At 73.7% G+C, this 17,002-nt stretch carries 16 protein-coding genes and 1 pseudogene; 5 read left to right on the forward strand and 12 right to left on the reverse strand.

The annotated features are described in order from the left end of the window. From GA0070214_RS00470 to GA0070214_RS00490, 5 genes are all read right to left on the reverse strand, one after another. Positions 1 to 978, reverse strand: coding sequence for an ABC transporter permease (locus GA0070214_RS00470; RefSeq protein ID WP_091257830.1), 978 nt, complete (start codon positions 976 to 978; stop codon positions 1 to 3). Beyond that, positions 975 to 2,141: an ABC transporter ATP-binding protein gene (locus GA0070214_RS32970; RefSeq protein ID WP_091257832.1), complete on the reverse strand. Its 1,167-nt coding sequence runs from the start codon at positions 2,139 to 2,141 to the stop codon at positions 975 to 977. Before GA0070214_RS32970 ends, GA0070214_RS00470 begins: the two co-directional genes overlap by 4 nt. 71 nt (positions 2,142 to 2,212) lie before the next feature. Next, on the reverse strand, positions 2,213 to 3,889 hold the full coding sequence (locus tag GA0070214_RS00480; protein ID WP_091257834.1) for an ABC transporter substrate-binding protein: 1,677 nt from the start codon (positions 3,887 to 3,889) through the stop codon (positions 2,213 to 2,215). Between the two features lie 121 nt (positions 3,890 to 4,010). After that, positions 4,011 to 5,012: a LacI family DNA-binding transcriptional regulator gene (locus GA0070214_RS00485; protein WP_091257836.1), complete on the reverse strand. Its 1,002-nt coding sequence runs from the start codon at positions 5,010 to 5,012 to the stop codon at positions 4,011 to 4,013. Positions 5,013 to 5,207: 195 nt separating this feature from the next. Beyond that, complete coding sequence (locus GA0070214_RS00490; RefSeq protein ID WP_167364199.1) at positions 5,208 to 5,939, reverse strand: FkbM family methyltransferase; 732 nt, start codon at positions 5,937 to 5,939, stop codon at positions 5,208 to 5,210. A gap of 263 nt (positions 5,940 to 6,202) precedes the next feature. Here GA0070214_RS00490 and GA0070214_RS00495 point away from each other — a divergent pair, with 263 nt between their 5' ends. Continuing rightward, complete coding sequence (locus GA0070214_RS00495) at positions 6,203 to 6,607, forward strand: YciI family protein (RefSeq protein WP_091257840.1); 405 nt, start codon at positions 6,203 to 6,205, stop codon at positions 6,605 to 6,607. A gap of 5 nt (positions 6,608 to 6,612) precedes the next feature. Beyond that, entirely contained in the window at positions 6,613 to 7,758 is a 1,146-nt protein-coding gene (locus GA0070214_RS00500) for an RNA polymerase sigma factor (protein WP_091259746.1), read from the forward strand. 27 nt (positions 7,759 to 7,785) lie between these two features. On the opposite strand, the gene GA0070214_RS00505 is transcribed toward GA0070214_RS00500, so the two are convergent. Continuing rightward, positions 7,786 to 8,166, reverse strand: a complete 381-nt coding sequence (locus tag GA0070214_RS00505) for a YccF domain-containing protein (protein WP_208602606.1) — start codon at positions 8,164 to 8,166, stop codon at positions 7,786 to 7,788. Positions 8,167 to 8,219: 53 nt separating this feature from the next. Then, the gene (locus tag GA0070214_RS00510; protein WP_091257841.1) at positions 8,220 to 9,410 is read right to left on the reverse strand and encodes a PucR family transcriptional regulator; all 1,191 of its coding nucleotides are present in this window, start codon (positions 9,408 to 9,410) and stop codon (positions 8,220 to 8,222) included. 96 nt (positions 9,411 to 9,506) lie between these two features. On the opposite strand from GA0070214_RS00510, the pseudogene GA0070214_RS00515 reads away from it, so the two are divergent. Next, positions 9,507 to 11,164 (forward strand): annotated as a pseudogene (locus tag GA0070214_RS00515) (FAD-binding dehydrogenase). A 19-nt stretch (positions 11,165 to 11,183) separates the two neighbouring features. Here GA0070214_RS00515 and GA0070214_RS31655 read toward each other — a convergent pair. The 5 genes from GA0070214_RS31655 to GA0070214_RS00535 form a co-directional block, all read right to left on the reverse strand. Continuing rightward, positions 11,184 to 11,327 (reverse strand): hypothetical protein, encoded by a 144-nt coding sequence (locus GA0070214_RS31655; protein WP_167364167.1) that lies wholly within the window; start codon positions 11,325 to 11,327, stop codon positions 11,184 to 11,186. Positions 11,328 to 11,660: 333 nt separating this feature from the next. Then, entirely contained in the window at positions 11,661 to 11,879 is a 219-nt protein-coding gene (locus GA0070214_RS00520) for a hypothetical protein (protein WP_139141727.1), read from the reverse strand. A gap of 202 nt (positions 11,880 to 12,081) precedes the next feature. Beyond that, the gene (locus GA0070214_RS00525; protein WP_091259750.1) at positions 12,082 to 12,924 is read right to left on the reverse strand and encodes an ABC transporter ATP-binding protein; all 843 of its coding nucleotides are present in this window, start codon (positions 12,922 to 12,924) and stop codon (positions 12,082 to 12,084) included. 26 nt (positions 12,925 to 12,950) lie between these two features. After that, positions 12,951 to 13,976: a FecCD family ABC transporter permease gene (locus GA0070214_RS00530; RefSeq protein WP_091257844.1), complete on the reverse strand. Its 1,026-nt coding sequence runs from the start codon at positions 13,974 to 13,976 to the stop codon at positions 12,951 to 12,953. Then, positions 13,973 to 15,031, reverse strand: coding sequence for a FecCD family ABC transporter permease (locus GA0070214_RS00535; protein WP_377463333.1), 1,059 nt, complete (start codon positions 15,029 to 15,031; stop codon positions 13,973 to 13,975). The genes GA0070214_RS00530 and GA0070214_RS00535 overlap by 4 nt, the downstream gene beginning before the upstream one ends. Before the next feature lie 85 nt (positions 15,032 to 15,116). Here GA0070214_RS00535 and GA0070214_RS00540 point away from each other — a divergent pair, with 85 nt between their 5' ends. Both GA0070214_RS00540 and GA0070214_RS00545 read left to right on the forward strand, forming a co-directional pair. Next, positions 15,117 to 16,154, forward strand: coding sequence for an ABC transporter substrate-binding protein (locus tag GA0070214_RS00540; protein ID WP_091257847.1), 1,038 nt, complete (start codon positions 15,117 to 15,119; stop codon positions 16,152 to 16,154). Beyond that, positions 16,151 to 16,987: a siderophore-interacting protein gene (locus GA0070214_RS00545; RefSeq protein ID WP_091257849.1), complete on the forward strand. Its 837-nt coding sequence runs from the start codon at positions 16,151 to 16,153 to the stop codon at positions 16,985 to 16,987. The genes GA0070214_RS00540 and GA0070214_RS00545 overlap by 4 nt, the downstream gene beginning before the upstream one ends. Positions 16,988 to 17,002 lie beyond the last annotated feature (15 nt).

The raw sequence follows: 17,002 nt of genomic DNA on the forward strand, positions 1-17,002 counted from the left end.
TCAGCTCTTTCGGGTCCGTGGGTCGAGGAGCAGGTACGCGACGTCGGCGAGCAGGTTCGCCACCAGCACGGAGATCGTGATGATCAGGAAGATCCCCTGCATGAGCGGGTAGTCCTTGTAGCCGACCGCCTGGAAGAGCTGGTAACCGAGGCCCGGGTAGGAGAACACGATCTCCACGAGCAGCGTGCCACCGACGATGAAGCCGAGCGACAGCGCGAAGCCCGAGACGTTCGGCAGCAGCGCGTTGCGGGCGGCGTAGCTCAGGGCGACCCGGCGCTCCGACAGGCCCTTCGCGTGCGCGACGGTGATGTAGTCCTCCGACGAGACCGTCACCATCATGTTGCGCATGCTCAGGATCCACCCGCTCATCGAGGAGACCAGGATGGTGGCGGCGGGCAGGACGCTGTGCTTGATCGCGCTCGGGATGAAGTACCCGTCGAACGCCGGCACGAGACCCGCCTCGTAGCCGCCGGAGGACGGGAAGAAGCTTCCCGGCCCGGTGAACACGGCGATGGCGACGAGGCCCAGCCAGAAGTACGGGATCGAGGACAGGAACGTCGTGGCCGGCAGCAGCCCGTCGACCCAGGAGCCGCGCCGCCAGCCGGCACCGACGCCGAGCGCGGTGCCGAGGAGGAAGCTGATGACCGTGGTGATGCCGACCAGGCCGACCGTCCACGGCAGGCTGTCACCGATCACCGTCGACACCGGCGTGGGGAAGAAGGTGAACGACAGCCCCAGGTCGCCGTGGAGCAGCTGCCCCCAGTAGTCCAGGTACTGCTCCCAGATGCTCGCGTCGGAGTCCAGCCCGAACAGCACGCGCAGCGAGTCGATGGCGTCGGCGCTGATCCGGCCCTGGTTGCGCGAGATGAGGGACTGCACCGGGTCACCCGGGACCAGCCGCGGAATGAAGAAGTTGAGCGTGATGGCCGCCCACGCCGTGAACAGGTAGAAGGCCGTGCGCTGCAGGAGGAACCTCATCGTGCCTCCCCCAGGGTGGCGGTGTCGTCCCGCTCGACCGCAGAGGCGGGCGGTGGCACGGTCGGGTCGGCGTCGGGCGCGGCCGAGCCGGGGGCGTCGGCGGCGACGGTGTCCGGGTCGTAGAGCCAGCAGGCCGCCCAGTGGCCGGGCCGGTCGGCGATGTCCAGTCGCGGCGGCAGGTCGGTGGTGCAGCGCCGCATGGCGTGCGGGCACCGGGGATGGAACCGGCAGCCCGACGGCGGGGCGATCAGGCTCGGCGGCTCGCCCTGACCGCGGTCCGCACCGGCGGCCGCGTCGGCGCCGGCGCCGTCGCCGGTGATCCGCTCCGGGTCCGGCGCGGAGTCGGTGAGCAACCGCGTGTACGGGTGGGCCGGGCTCTGGGTGACGGTCTCGCTGTCGCCGCCCTCGACCATTCGCCCGGCGTACATCACGATCGTCTCGTCGGCGAAGTAGCGGGCCGAGGCGATGTCGTGCGTGATGTAGAGGATGGCGATGTTGAGCCGCTGCTTGAGGTCCTGCAGCAGGTTGAGCACGCCGAGGCGGATCGAGACGTCGAGCATGGAGACCGGCTCGTCGGCGAGGAGCACCTCCGGGTCGGCGCCGAGCGCCCGCGCGATGGCCACGCGCTGCCGCTGGCCGCCGGAGAGCTCGTGCGGGAACGCGTCCAGGTAGCGCTCGGGCGGGGTGAGGCTCACCCGGGTGAGCAGCTTGGCGAGGGCCGCGTCCAGCTCCTCGGCGCCGCGCCCGGCGTTGCCGTGGATCCGCAGCGACCGGGTCAGGTGGTAGCGGACGGTGTGCACCGGGTTCAACGAGGCGAACGGATCCTGCAGGATCAGTTGGACCCGCCGCACGTACGACCGGAACGGCCGGCCACCGCGCACCCGGGTCGAGGTGCCGTGCAGGCGGATGTCGCCGGCGGTGCGGGGATAGATCTGCGCCAGCAGCCGCGCCACCGTGGACTTGCCGGAGCCGGACTCTCCGACCAGCGCGGTCACCCGGCCGCGGCGCAGCGCGAACGATACGTCGTCGACGGCGTGCACGACGGCCGGCGTCCGGGAGAAGAGGTCACGCAGCCGCCTGCGGACGGGGAAGTGCTTGGTCAGGCCGACGGCCTCCAGCACCACCTCGTCGACCGGCGCCGCCGCGCTCTCGCTCAACGTCATGCCGAGTTCCTGTCTGAGCGTGGGGGTGCGCCTCCCCGGCCGGGAGCCGGCCGGGGAGGCGGTTGGCGAGGTCAGCCGTTGGCGGGCTTGAGGTGCAGGACCACGTCCACGGCGTTGGGCTGGGTGGGCTGCATGGCGCCGTACGGGTTCGAGTCGTCCGGCCATCCGGTCCAGTTCTTCGTGCTGTACGCGCCGCCGATGTTGTCCGCGCCGACCGGGATCATCGGCATCTGGTCGACGAAGATCTTCTGCAGCGTGTTCATGGCGGTGGTGCGCGCGGTCTCGTCGGTCGCGTTCGCGTAGGCGACCAGGGCGTCGGTCGCCTCCTTGTTGTTGAAGCGGCCGAAGTTGCCGGCGGGCGAGGCGGTGCCGATCGGCTTGAGCTGCCGGCCGTCCATGACGGTCCGGTAGATGTCGTACGGCGTCGCGCCGCTCTCGGTCCACCGGAAGGTCGCCTCGAAGTTGCCCTGCTCGACGTTGCGGAACCAGGCGTCCTGGTTGGCCTTGTCGACCGTGGCCGCGATGCCGATCTTCGACAGGTTGTCCTTCACGATCTCCAGGCTGGTCTGGTAGTCGGACCAGCCGGCCGGGTCGGTCAGCTTGACGGTGACGGCCTTGCCGGTCTTGTCCTTGAGGGTGTTGCCCTCCAGCTTGTAGCCGGCGCCGGTCAGCAGCGTCTTGGCGCCCTCGACGTCGACCTTGTGGTCCTGGCCCTTGTACTCCGGCGCGATGAACGAGTCACCGGCCGGGCTGGGCAGGCCGGTCACGCTCTTCACCTGCGGGTGGAAGTAGCCGGCCTCGGCCGTGGTGAAGATGTCGGCGCGGTCGATGACCATGTTCATGGCACGGCGCAGCGCCGGGTCGTCGAACGGCTTCTTCGTGGTGTTGAGGTAGAGACCGTGGATGCCCAGGACCGGCGGCGCCCACACCTTGTGGTGCTCCTGGTCCTTCGCCACGAAGACGGCCTGGTAGTTCGGGATGAAGACGAAGCTCCACTCCGACTCGCCGTTGGCCAGGGCCGTGGTCTGCGCGCTGTTGTCCGTGTAGGAGGTGTAGCGCAGTTCCTTGACCTTCGGCGGGTCCTGCCAGTAGCCCTTGTCGCGCACCGACAGGGTCATGCTGGCCGGGGTGAAGGACTTCAGGGTGTACGGGCCGCTGCCGACCGGCTGCTTGACGGTGTCGGTCGTCGGGTCGCTGATCTTCTCCCAGATGTGCTTGGGCACGATCGGCACCCGCCACAGCACCTTCTGCTGGTTGACGAACTGCGGGCTCTCCATCTTGATGGTGACTTCGTTGCCGCTGGCGGTCGCGTCCGTGTAGGGCACGCCCTGGTCGTTCAGCGCCGGGTACTTCTTCACCAGGTTGTAGGTGAAGGCGACGTCCTCGGCGGTGACCTTCTGCCCGTCCGACCAGGTGGCGTTGTCCCGGATGGTGACCTTCACCGAGGTGTAGTCCTGCGACCACTCGGCCTTGGTGGCCAGCCACGGCTTGAACGGGTCGGCCGGCTTCACCGGGTTCCACATCATCAGCGGCTCGTAGATCTGCCAGCGGTAGCCCAGCGAGGCCGCGGCGGACGTGGTGAGGAACGGGTTGTTGTTCTCGGCCTGCGGGCCGTTCGGCATGCCGACGTTCAGCACCGTGGCCGCCTGGCCGTTCTTCTTGTTGGCGTTCGGGCTGTCGCCGCAGGCGGCGACGCCGGTGGCCATCGCGCCGGCCAGCGCGACGGCGAGGAGTTGCCTTCTTCTCATGGAGGTCTCCCTCGGTGCTCCCGCGGTCCTCGAGCGGGATGTGGCGGATGAAGGGTGTGCGGTGTTACCACCGGCGGGCGGGGCGCCCGCCGGTGCGGGTGGTGCTACAGCGGTGGCGAGGTCAGGTCGCGCCGGTCGACGCGCGGACGGTGAAGCTGGTCGGGATCACGGTCGGGGTGGCGGGCAGCGGCGTCCCGCCGAGGTGGGCGATGAGGGTACGGGCGGCGACCGCACCCATCTCCCGCAACGGCTGGCGCACCGAGCTCAGCGGTGGATGGGTGTGCCCGGCCAGCGGCAGGTCGTCGAAGCCGACCACGGCCACGTCCTCCGGGACCCGCCGGCCGGCGTCCCGCAGCGCCTGGAGCGCCCCGGCGGCGGAGAGGTCGTTGTGGGCGAAGACGGCGTCGAACGGCACGCCGTCGGCGAGCAGGTTCTCCACCGCGACCCGCCCGCACTCGAAGGTGAAGTCGCCCTCCACGACGAGGGCGGGATCGATGGGCAGGCCGGCGTCGGCGTAGCCGGCCGCGAACCCGGCGAGCCGCTCCCGGGTACAGCCGAAGCGGCTCAGGCCGGTGACGACCAGCGGCCGCTTCCGCCCGTGCGTCAGCAGGTGCGCCGCCGCCGCCCGCGCGCCGGCCTCGTTGGTGGTCCGCACCGACGGGAAGCCGGGCTGGTGGCCGCGGTCGTCGATGAGGATCACCGGCAGGCCGCGCTCGTGCAGCTCGGTGATGTAGTCGAGGGTGCCCTCCGGCTCGACCACGAGCAGGCCGTCGAAGGACTTCGCGGAGACCTGGGAGGCGAACCGCCGCATCGACTCGTCGCCGTGGGTGCAGGTGAACAGCAGCATGCCGTACCCCTCGGCCTCGACCACGTCGGCCGCGCCCTGGAGCACCTCGCCCATCCACGGCCAGGTCAGGGCGGGGACCAGCATGCCCACCACCCGGGTACGCCCGCGGGCCAGGCCGACCGCGCGGGCGCTCGGCACGTACCCGAGGGCGTTGATGACGGCGCGGACCCGGTCGGCCGTGCGCACGTGCACCTCGCCCTTGCCGTTGAGCACCCGCGAGACCGTCGTCTTGCTCACCCCGGCACGGGTGGCGACGTCGGCGATGGTGATCGGCACGTGACGCTCCCGGGTCGCAGGGTGAGGCGGATGTTTCGGAACCGGTTGCGGAAGCGGTTCCGTCGCAGTCAACCGAAGTGGCGGCGGTCACGTCAATAACGGGCGCGTAACGAAACATGGCTAAGTTCGAAACCTGAAAAAAGTGCCTCTGGACGGCGCCGCCGATCAAGGGTGTGAGCAGCGTCGATGCGCGAACTACGCCGGGCCGGTGCGGGCGTAGACGTCGCCGGAGTTGGCCTCGTACGGCAGGGCCCGCAGGTACGCCGCCACCTCGTCCGACGGCCGCCAGCCGGGCAGGGCGAACGCCATCTCGTCCCCGAGCGCCACGGTGAACGAGGTGAACCCCAGCCCGGTGAGCCGGTCCAGGCAGCGCACGGCCAGGTCGCGCTCGATGGTGGTGAACTCGAACGACAGTGCCGGCAGTGGCCGGCTCAACCCGGCCAGCACGGCGTCCTCGAAGCCCTCCACGTCGATCTTCACGAAGGCCGGCACGCCGTGCGCCGCGATCAGGGTGTCGAGCGTCGTGCCGGCCACCTCGATCTCGGCGTCCCAGACCTCGTGCGCCCAGCCGCCGGCCCCGCGGGCCGACTGCAGGAATCCCGCCGACACCGTCGAGATGGTGGGGTTCGCCGAGTTCACGTGCAGCCGCACCGGCCCGGTACGCGCCCCGCACGCCGCCTCCACCACGGTCACCCGTTCGTCGCCCGCGTAGAGGGCGTGCAGGGCCCGGGTGCAGAGCGGCTGCGGCTCGACGGCCACCACGCGGGCACCCAGCCGCCGGAAGCTGCCGAGCCGGTCGCCCACGTGGGCGCCGACGTCGAAGACCAGGTCGCCGGGGCGGACCAGGGGCGCGTAGAAGGCGTCCATCGCCGTGTCGCGGGCCGGGTCGCCGTAGTACGTCTCCAGCGACCGGCGCAGGCCCGACATGGTGGGGTCTGCCTTGAGTGCCTCGATCACCCCGATATGACCGCCCACCACTCCGACGCTAGCCGCGCTCACCCGTTCGCGAGCCTCTTTCGGGTGAGGCCGCGCCCTGCCTCATCCCTAGCCTCCTAGGACGCTTTAGGGGGAGTGTGTGGTGTCATCAAGACCGCCAGAAAAAGTCGCGGTGCGATGTCGAGAACCCGGGGGCGGCTCCGTCCCCCGGGTGAACACGGCGACGACGGCCGTACCGCACTGAGGAGAACACGATGAAGTACCTGCTGCTCAAGCACTACCGGGGCGCCCCGGCCGCGGTCAACGACGTGCCGATGGACCAGTGGACGCCGGAGGAGGTCTCGGCCCACATCCAGTACATGCGGGACTTCGCCGCCCGGCTCGAGGGCACCGGCGAGTTCGTCGACGGTCAGGCGCTCTCCCCGGAGGGCACGTTCGTCCGCTACGACGGCGAGGGGCGGCCGCCGGTCACCGACGGCCCGTTCGCGGAGACCAAGGACCTGATCGCCGGCTGGATGGTGATCGACGTCGACAGCTACGACCGGGCGCTCGCGCTCGCCGGTGAGCTGTCCGCGGCACCGGGTGCCGGCGGGAAGCCGATCCACGAGTGGCTCGAGGTGCGGCCGTTCCTCACCGAGCCCCCGACCATCACGGAGTGACCACGGTGGACGAGGCCCTGCTGAGGACCCTCACCCCCACCGTGATCGGCATCCTCGTCCGCCGCGGAGCCGACTTCGCGGCGGCCGAGGACGCCGTCCAGGACGCCCTCATCGAGGCGGTACGCGGGTGGCCGGACGACCCGCCGCGCGACCCGAGGGGCTGGCTGGTCACGGTGGCCTGGCGGAAGTTCCTCGACGCCGTCCGCGCCGACGCCTCCCGGCGGCACCGCGAGGTACGCGTCGACGCCGAGCCGATGCCCGGCCCGGTCGAGGGGGTGGACGACACGCTCCAGCTGTACTTCCTGTGCGCGCACCCGTCCCTGACGCCGGCCTCGGCCGTCGCGCTCACGCTGCGCGCGGTCGGCGGCCTGACCACGCGCCAGATCGCGCAGGCCTACCTGGTGCCGGAGGCCACCATGGCCCAGCGGATCAGCCGGGCCAAGCGGACCGTCTCGGAGGTGCGGTTCGACCAGCCCGGTGACGTCGCCACGGTGGTGCGCGTGCTCTACCTGGTCTTCAACGAGGGCTACTCCGGCGACGTCGACCTGGCCGCCGAGGCGATCCGGCTCACCCGCGAGCTGGCGGCCCGGATCGACCACGAGGAGGTCGCGGGACTGCTCGCGCTGATGCTGCTCCACCATGCGCGACGTCCGGCACGGACCGGCCCCGACGGCCGGCTCGTGCCCCTGGCCGAGCAGGACCGCGGCCGGTGGAACACCCGGCTGATCGCCGAGGGCGTCGAGGTGCTCCAGCGGGCGCTCGCCCGTGACCGGCTGGGCGAGTTCCAGGCCCAGGCCGCCATCGCCGCGCTCCACGCCGACGCCCGGACCACCGAGGAGACCGACTGGGTGCAGATCGTCGAGTGGTACGACGAACTGGTGCGCCTCACCGACAGCCCGGTGGCCCGCCTCAACCGGGCCGTCGCGGTCGGCGAGGCCGACGGGCCGAGGGCGGGACTCGCGGCCCTGGCGAAGCTGGACCCCGCGCTGCCCAGGTATGCCGCCGTCGCGGCGTACCTGCACGAGCGGGACGGTGACCCCGGGACCGCGGCCCGGCTCTACGCCGAGGCCGCCCGGTCGGCGTCCAGCCTCGCCGAACGCGACCACCTCACCCGGCAGGCCGCACGGCTCAACGCGCGGCTGCGCCGCTGAGCGGCCCGCCGGGTGCGGTGGTCCGACTCACGGCGTCTCGACGACCTCCTGGCCGAGTGGCCAGAGTGCGGCGGGGACGAGCTTGAAGTTGGCCACCCCGAACGGGATGCCGATGATCGTGACGCAGAGCGCGACGCCGGCGAGGATGTGCGACAGAGCCAGCCACCAGCCGGCCAGCAGCACCCACAGCACGTTCGCCAGGCCGGAGGCGACCCCGGCGCCGGGCTTCGGAACGAGCGTGCGGCCGAACGGCCACAGCGCGTACGAGGCGAGGCGGAGCGAGGCCACCCCGAACGGAATGGTGATCACCAGCGCGAAGCAGATCAGGGCGGCGACCCCGTAGCCCAGGGCCAGGACCGCACCACCGCCGAAGACGAGCCACAACAGGTTCAGCAGGAAGCGAAGCACACTCCCATCGTGGCCACCGCCCGCAAGGTCACCGCACGGCAGCACCCTGGGGATCAGCGGCCCTCGCCGAGGCGGTGCCGCAGCGCGAGGTGGAGCACCAGCCGCCGGTCGGGATCGTCGAGGTCCGCGCCGAACAGCTCGCGCAGCCGGCGCATCCGGTAGCGCACGGTCTGCGGGTGGGTGTGCAGGTCCTCGGCCACGGCGACCACCTGCCCCTGCCGGCGCAGCCAGCCGTGCAGCGTCTCCGCGAGGGCCCGCCGGGCGGCCGGCCGCAGGCCGGCCAGCGGCGCGAGGCAGGCGTCGGCGAGGTGGTCGGCCAGGCCCGGCTCCCAGCGCAGCAGCAGGGTGAGCAGGTGCTCGTCCCCGACGACCGGGTCGGCGGGCAGCACCCCGTCGCGCCGCAGCGCCAGGGCCCGCCCGGAGATCCGGTACGACAGCCGGGCCCGGCCCAGCGCCACGCTCGGCCCGAGCGCCGCCCGCCGCCCGGCGAGTGCCTGGCGGGCCCGGTCGAGCCGGCCCGGGAGGTCCGGGTCGGGCAGCACGATCCGTACCGCGTCGTCGATGACCGTGGCGATGGCGCCGCCGCCGATGGTGCGGCTTAGGTGGTCGGCGTCGTCGCCGTCGACGCTGAGCACGGCGACCGTGGGGGGCAGCGGCCAGCGGGCCGCGTCGGCGGCGGCGCGCAGCGCGGCCTCGGCCGGCGGTTGCGGCTGCACGAGCAGGGTGATGAGCCGCCGCCGGGTGGTCGCCCAGTCCCGCGCGGCCGCACGCTGCTCGTCGAGGTACCCCTCGGCGGCGGCGCCGGCCAGCGCGTCGACGTAGCCGAAGAGCGCACCGGCGACCACGTAGAGGTCCGCCGGGGCGGGACCGGCGGGCGTGGTGTGGGCGACCAGGAACGCCCAGATCTCCCGGCCGCCGAGGGTGAGCACGGCGCGCAGCGCGTCGACCCGGTGCCCCTCCCGGTACTCCGTGCGGCCCAGCTCGTGGAACACGGCCCGGGTGGCGGCCAGGTCGCGGGCCGGCTCGGCGACCGCGTCGACGAAGGCGTCCACCGCGGTACGCACACCGAGGGACAGCCCGCGCCCCTGCCCGCCGGTCAGCGACCGGCCCTGCGCCCGCATGGCGGCGCGGACGGTCTCCAGGATCCGCTCGTGCAGCGGGGCCCGCAGCCCGCGCAGCTGCTCACCGACGGCCGGCGCGAGCCGCGCCAGGCCGGGTTCGATGTCGAGCAGTGTGTCCGCCATCGTCGGCTCCTTTTGTCATCGCGGTGACAAACCCGGCGGCGGATCATGCACGCCCCGACCAAGGATTTTGGCATCCCGCTACGTACGGTCGGTGCCGTGGATACCGATGTGATCGTGATCGGCGCCGGACTGGCCGGCCTGGTCGCCGCCGCCGAGGCGGCCGACGCGGGCCGCCGGGTGCTGCTGCTGGACCAGGAGCCGGAGCAGAACCTCGGCGGGCAGGCGTGGTGGTCGTTCGGCGGGCTCTTCCTGGTCGACTCGCCCGAGCAGCGGCGGATGGGCATCCGGGACTCCGTCGAGCTGGCCTGGCAGGACTGGACCGGCAGCGCCGCGTTCGACCGCCCGGAGGACCACTGGCCCCGCCGGTGGGCGGAGGCGTACGTGCACTTCGCCGCCGGGGAGAAGCGCGCCTGGCTGCGGGGCCTGGGCCACCGGGTCTTCCCGGTGGTGAGCTGGGCCGAGCGGGGCGGGGGAGCGGCGCACGGGCACGGCAACTCGGTGCCCCGGTTCCACGTCACCTGGGGCACCGGCCCGGGGGTGGTCGAACCGTTCGCCCGGCGGGTCCGCGCCGCGGCCGAGCAGGGCCGGATCCGGCTGCTGTTCCGGCACCGCGTCGACGAGCTGGTCACCAGCGGTGGTGCGGTCACCGGCGTCCGCGGCGCGATCCTGGCCCCCGACGACGCCCCGCGCGGCCGGCCCACCTCCCGGACCGTGGTCGGTGACTTCGCGTACGGGGCGCAGGCCGTGATCATCACCTCGGGCGGCATCGGCGGGAACCACGACCTGGTCCGACGGGCCTGGCCGGCGCGGCTCGGCACCCCACCGGCCCGGATGGTCACCGGCGTGCCCGCCTACGTCGACGGCCGGATGCTCGCCGTCGCCGAGACGGCCGGCGGTCAGGTGATCAACCCGACCGGATGTGGCACTACACCGAAGGGCTGCGCAACTGGGACCCGGTCTGGCCGGGGCACGGCATCCGCATCCTGCCCGGACCGTCCTCGCTGTGGCTCGACGCGACCGGCGAGCGGCTGCCGGCGCCCCTGTTCCCGGGCTTCGACACCCTCGCCACGCTGCGCCATCTGCGCGCCACCGGCCACGACTACAGCTGGTTCGTGCTCACCCAGAAGATCCTCGAGAAGGAGTTCGCGCTCTCCGGCTCGGAGCAGAACCCGGACCTGACCAACCGCAGCGTGCGGCAGGTGCTCCAGCGGGTCCGCCCCGGCGCGCCCGGCCCGGTGGAGGCGTTCAAGCGGCACGGCGCGGACTTCGTCGTCGCCGACGGCCTGCCGGAGCTGGTCGACCGGATGAACAAGCTGGCCGCCGAGAGCGGCGGGCCGCAGCTCGACGCGACGGCGCTGCGCCGGGTCGTCGAGGCGCGGGACCGGGAGATCGCCCACCCGTTCGGCAAGGACGCCCAGCTGCACGCCATCCGCGGCGCCCGCCGCTACCGGGGCGACCGGCTGATCCGGGTGGCCACCCCGCACCGGCTGCTCGACCCGGCCGCCGGCCCGCTGATCGCCGTGCAGCTGCACGTGCTGACCCGCAAGACCCTCGGCGGCCTGCACACCGACCTGTCCGGGCGGGTGCTGCGCCCCGACGGCGAACCCCTCGCCGGGGTGTACGCCGCCGGCGAGGTCGCCGGCTTCGGGGGCGGCGGCATGCACGGCTACAACGCCCTGGAGGGCACGTTCCTCGGCGGCTGCCTCTTCTCCGGCCGCACGGCCGGCCGGGCCGCCGCGGCTGCGGTCGGGTAGCCCGGACACCGGCCGATCGTCAGCGCCCGGCAGGTTCCGCGCCCGGTGTGAGCAGCCGCCGGATCTCCGCGGCGGCCGGGTGCTCCGGTGCGACGGCCAGGAAACGCCGCAGCGTGTCGACCGCCTCGACGGGCCGGCTGTTCCGCTGCGCCAGGCCCAGCACCAGCAGGCCGTCGGGGGAATCCGGTTCGCGGGCGAGCCCGTCCCGGGCGGTTCGTTGCGCGGCCGCGCCGTCACGGCCGGGGGAGCGGATCGAGCTGTGGCCGGAGGGGGAGGTGCTCGTCGTGGCGCTGGTCGAGCGCAGGCGCGACCGCCGCCGGCAGCGGGACGGCGACGGCGCCGATCCGCCGGAGAAGATGGACGCGGGCGACCGCCGATAAAACCGGCAATCCTCCTCTTGAGGACGGGCAGGTCCGCACGGAACCGGTGGACCGCAGGGTGGAGATGCCCGGTGCCCCGCCCGAAACGGGCGGGGCACCGGGCATCGGCTGGTCGGTCAGGTCTGGTTGCCGGGGACGTTCTTGTAGTCCTTCGGGCTCATCCCCTTCGGGCGGGGGTCCTTCTGCCGTTGGCCGCCGCCCTGGTGGGCGTTGGCCGACCCACCGAGTTTCTGGATCATCTCGCCCTTGTTCATCTGGTCGACGTTGCGCATTCCGGCGCGTTCCGCCTGCTTGCGCAGCTCGCCGGTCTTCATCTGAGCGGGATCGCGGGCCATCGTTCCTCCTTCGGTCAGCGGACGGACGGGGAACCCGGTCGGCATCCGCCGGGTCGCGGGCTGGTCGTGCCGGTGTCGGCATCGCCGCACCATGTGGCCGCTGTCGTCCGTCTCGCCCCGTTGTCGGTTCACGGTCCCGACTCGCTTACCCGGCGACCGGCCGCACCAACGTTGACGGGCGCCGGTCCATACGGGTCCTCGATCAGCACCGGCCTCCGGCGACGGTGGGGGCGGGCTCTCCGTCGCTGCCGGACCTGCGCACCGTCGGGAGGACCAGCGGCGTGCCGGTCTCCGGGTCCTCGATGATCCGGCAGGGCAGGCCGAACACCTCCTCGACCAGCTCGGTGGTGACGATCCGCCGCGGGTCCCCGGCGGCGACCACCCGCCCGGCGCGCATGGCCACCAGGTGCGTGGCGTACCGCGCGGCCTGGTGCAGGTCGTGCAGCACCGCCACCAGGGTGCGGCCCTGCTCCTCGTGCAGCCGGGCACACAGGTCCAGCACCTCGACCTGGTGGGCGATGTCCAGGTAGGTGGTCGGTTCGTCGAGCAGCAGCAGCGGCGTCTGCTGGGCCAGCGCCATGGCGATCCAGACCCGCTGCCGCTGCCCGCCGGACAGCTCGTCGACCGGCCGGTCGGCCAGCTCGGCGACCCCGGTGTCGGCCATCGCCCGGTCGACCACCCGCTCGTCCTCTCGGGACCACTGCCGCAGCAGGCCCTGGTGCGGGTAGCGGCCCCGGGACACCAGCTCGGCCACCGTCAGCCCGTCCGGGGCGACCGCCGACTGCGGGAGCAGCCCGAGGGTACGGGCCACCTGCCGCGCGGGCCGGCGGTGGATGTCGGCGCCGTCGAGCAGCACGGTGCCCCGGGCCGGGCGCAGCAGCCGGGCCAGGGCGCGCAGCAGTGTTGACTTGCCGCACGCGTTCGGCCCGATGATCACGGTGAACGACCCGTCGGGAACCGCGACGGTCAGGTCCTCGGCGACGGTGCGCCGGTCGTAGCCGAGGGTCAGCGCCTCGCCGACCAGCCGGGAGGTGTCGGGTCGCATCAGGGTTCCCTTCTCGTCGGGGCCGGTCATCGCCGGCCCCCGCGTTCGCCGGCGAGCAGCCAGGCCAGGTAGCCGCCGCCGAGCACGCCGGTGACCACACCGACGGGCAGTTGCCGGCCCGCGACCGCGTGCTGGGCCAGCTGGTCGGCGGCGAGCAGCAGGGCCGCGCCGACGACCGCCGACGGCAGCAGGTTCGGCCCGGGCGCGCGGGTGAGCCGGCGGGCCAGGTGCGGCGCGGTCAGCGCCAGGAACGACACCGGCCCCGCGGCCGCCGCGGCGACCGAGACGAGCAGCACGGCCGAACCGAGCGCGGCGACCCGGACGCGGCGCACCGGCACGCCGAGCCCGGCCGCCGAGTCGTCGCCCATCTCCAGCAGCCGCAGCGCGGGGGCGCGGGCCAGCAGCACGGCGGGCAGCAGCACTGCCAGCGCACCGAGCACGGGCAGCGCGTTCGCCCAGCCCCGGCCGTCCAGGCTGCCGGTGATCCAGAGCGCGGCGCGGGCGGCGTCCATGAGCGGGGCGCGGGTGAGCAGCCAGCCGTTGACCCCGGTGAGGATCGCGGTGACCCCGATGCCCACCAGCACGAGCCGGTACCCGCCCACGCCGTGCCGGCCGGCCAGGGCGTACAGCAGCAGGCCGGTGGCCACTCCACCGGCGGCGGCCGCACCGGCCAGCGCGGCGCTGCCGCCGCCGAGCACCACCACGACCAGCGCGCCGGTGGCCGCGCCGGAGGTGACGCCGAGGACGTCCGGGCTGCCCAGCGGGTTGCGGGTCAGGGACTGGAACACCGCGCCGGCCAGGCCGAGGGCGGCGCCGACCGCGAGGGCCGTGACGAGCCGGGGCAGCCGCAGCTCGGTGACGATGAACCGGTCGGCGGGGCTGCCGCCGCCTGCGAGGACGCGTAGCACGTCGGCCGGGGCGATCGGGTAGTCGCCGGCGCCGACGGCCAGCACGGCGAGGGCGAGGGCGAGCAGCGTGCCGGCCACGCCGACGACGAAGGCGCGGGGGCGCAGGCGCAGCGACAGCCCGCCGGGAAGGCGCAGCACGATCACAGCCGGCCCACCCGTCCGCGCCGGACCAGGTGCAGGAAGAGCGGCCCGCCGAGCACGGCGGTGACCAGGCCCACCTGGAGTTCGCCGGGGCGGCCCAGCACCCGGCCGGCCACGTCGGCGGTGAGCAGGAGCACCGGCGCGAACACCGCGCACCAGGGCAGCAGCCGGCGCGGGTCCGGACCGGTGAGGGCGCGCACCAGGTGCGGGGCGAGCAGCCCCACGAAGACGATCGGCCCGCAGGCCGCGGTGGCCGCCCCGCACAGCAGCGTGATGGCGACGACCACGGCGCCCCGGACCAGGCCGGGCCGGGCGCCGAGCGCCCGGGCCGAGTCGTCGCCGAGGGCCAGGGCGGCCAGCGGGCGGGTCACCAGCAGGGCGATCAGCAGGCCGACCAGGATGAACGGCAGCAGGCTCGGCACGGTGTCGGTGCGCGCGCCGGCCAGGGAGCCGACGGTCCAGAACCGCATGCGCTCCAGCGAGGTGCTGTCGACCAGCATCATGGCGCTGACGTAGGAGTAGAGGGCCGCGTTGAGTGCCGCCCCGGCCAGGGCCAGCCGGGCCGGGGTGGCCTGCCGGCCGCCGGCGATCGCGTGCACGGCGACGGTGACCGCGGCGGCGCCGAGCAGCGCGTACCAGACCTGGTGGTCCAGGTCGGCGACGCCGAGCAGCACGGTGGCGGTGGCCACGGCGGCCGACGCGCCCGCGTTGATGCCGAGCAGGCCGGGGTCGGCGAGGGGGTTGCGGGTCAGCGTCTGCATGGCCGCACCGGCGACGCCGAGCGCCGCGCCGGCGGCCAGGCCGAGCAGCGTCCGGGGCAGCCGTCCCTGGTGCACCACGGCGTACTCGGGGGAGGCCGGGTCGGTGAGGCCGTGCCACACGTCGGCGAGGGGGAGCGGCTTCGCGCCGAGGGCGAGGCTGAGCACGGCCACGGCGGCGAGCAGCAGCACGCCGAGGGCCAGCCCGCCGGTCCGGAGCCGGCGGCGGCCGGACGCCGGTGCGGCGACGGCGCCGCTTCGGGGTGGGGTGATGACGGACAGCGTGGGCTCCGGGGGCAGGAAGGGCCTTGACGGGAACGTGGGTTAGGTTAGCCTAACCTCGCTGTCCATGGTCATTCGCCGACCCGTACCGAAAGACTTCGCCATGCCCGACATCGTGTCCAGCCGCCGGCTCTCCCGCCGTGGCCTCCTCGCCGCCGCCGGTGCCGCCGGCCTCACCGCTCTCCTCGCCGGCTGCGGCAAGGACGGCGGCGACGCCCCCACCAGCGCCGGCCCGATCGGCGGCCCCTGGTCGTTCACCGACGACCGGTCCGAGAAGGTCGACGCCGCCGCGCGACCGTCCCGGATCGTCGCCTTCACCGGAGTCGCCGCCGCCCTGGTCGACTTCGGACTCGACAAGCAGATCGTCGGCGTGTTCGGCGAGACGAAGAAGGCCGACGGCAGCAAGGAGCCGCAGGCCGGCGACCTCAACGTCGAGCAGGTCGAGATCCTCGGCAACGCGTGGGGCGAGTTCAACCTCGAGAAGTACGCCGGCCTCCGGCCCGACCTGCTGGTCACCCACATGTACGACCCGGGCGCGCTCTGGTACGTCCCGGACGAGAGCAAGGCGAAGATCCTCCCGCTGGCGCCGAGCGTCGCCATCACCACCGCCCGCGTGCCGATGACCAAGCCGATCGAGCGGTACGCCGAACTCGCCGGCTCCCTCGGCGCCGATCTGAACGCGAAGAAGGTCACCGACGCGAAGGCCCGGTTCACCGCCGCCGCCGACGCGGTGCGCCAGGCGGTCAAGGCGAACCCGGGCATCAAGGTGATGGCCGCCTCCGGCAGCCCCGACCTGTTCTACGTCTCCAACCCGAAGGTCAGCACCGACCTCATGTACTTCGCCGAACTCGGCGTCGACATCGTGGTGCCGACCAAGCTCGAACAGGGCGACTACTTCGAGGCGCTGAGCTGGGAGAACACGGCCAAGTTCCCGGCCGACCTCATCCTGCTCGACAACCGCCCCACCGCCCTGCAGCCGAAGGACCTCGCCGCCAAGCCCACCTGGGCGCAGCTGCCCGCGGTCAAGGCCAACCAGGTCACCCCGTGGGACGCGGTGCCCCGCTTCTCGTACGCCGGCGCCGCCCCGCTGCTGGAGAACCTCGCCACCGCCATCCGGGGCGCCAGGAAGGTCACGGCGTGACCACCGCCGTCGCCCTGCGGTACCGGTTCTACGCCGCCCGGGTGACCGCCACCCGGGCGGTGGGCGACTGCCTGGTCCGGGTCACCTTCGGCGGCGCGGACCTCGGCGGGTTCGCCGGCGGCGGGCGGGACCAGAGCGTCTCGGTCTTCCTGCCGCACCCCGGCCAGGACGCCCCCGTCGTCCCCGTCGAGGCGGGGGAGGACTGGTACGCGGCCTGGCGGGCCCTGGATCCGGACGTGCGGGCGGTGATGCGCTCCTACACGATCCGCGCGCAGCGCCCCGAAGCCGGCGAGCTGGACATCGACTTCGTGCGCCACGGCGACACCGGCCCGGCCACCCGCTGGGCCGGCCGGGCCCGCCCCGGTGACCGGGTGCTGCTGCTCGGCCCGGCCGTGCCCGACGAGCGCACGGTGCGCTTCCAGCCGCCCACCGGCGCCGACTCCGTGCTCCTGGTCGCCGACGAGACCGCGCTGCCGGCCGTCGGCGGCATCCTCGACTGGCTGCCCGCCGGCACCCCGGTCCGGGCCTTCGTCGAGGTGCCCGCGGCCGGCGACATCCAGCCGCTGCCCAGCGCCGCCCGCGCCGAGGTGACCTGGCTGGTCCGGGGCGCCACCACACCCGGCAGCAGCCTGCTGGCCGACACGCTGCGCGCCGCTCGACTGCCCGGCGCCGCACCGTACGCGTGGATCGCCGGGGAGGCCGGCATGGTCCGGGCGGTCCGCCGGCACCTCGTCGGCGAGCGCGGCCTGGACCGGCGCCGGGTCACCTTCGCCGGCTACTGGCGGCGCGGCGCGTCGGAGGAGGACCTCCGGGCCGAGGCCGCAAGCGCCTGACGGGCGCCGCCGGGA

This window comes from Micromonospora chaiyaphumensis (assembly GCF_900091435.1).
Lineage (GTDB): Bacteria > Actinomycetota > Actinomycetes > Mycobacteriales > Micromonosporaceae > Micromonospora > Micromonospora chaiyaphumensis.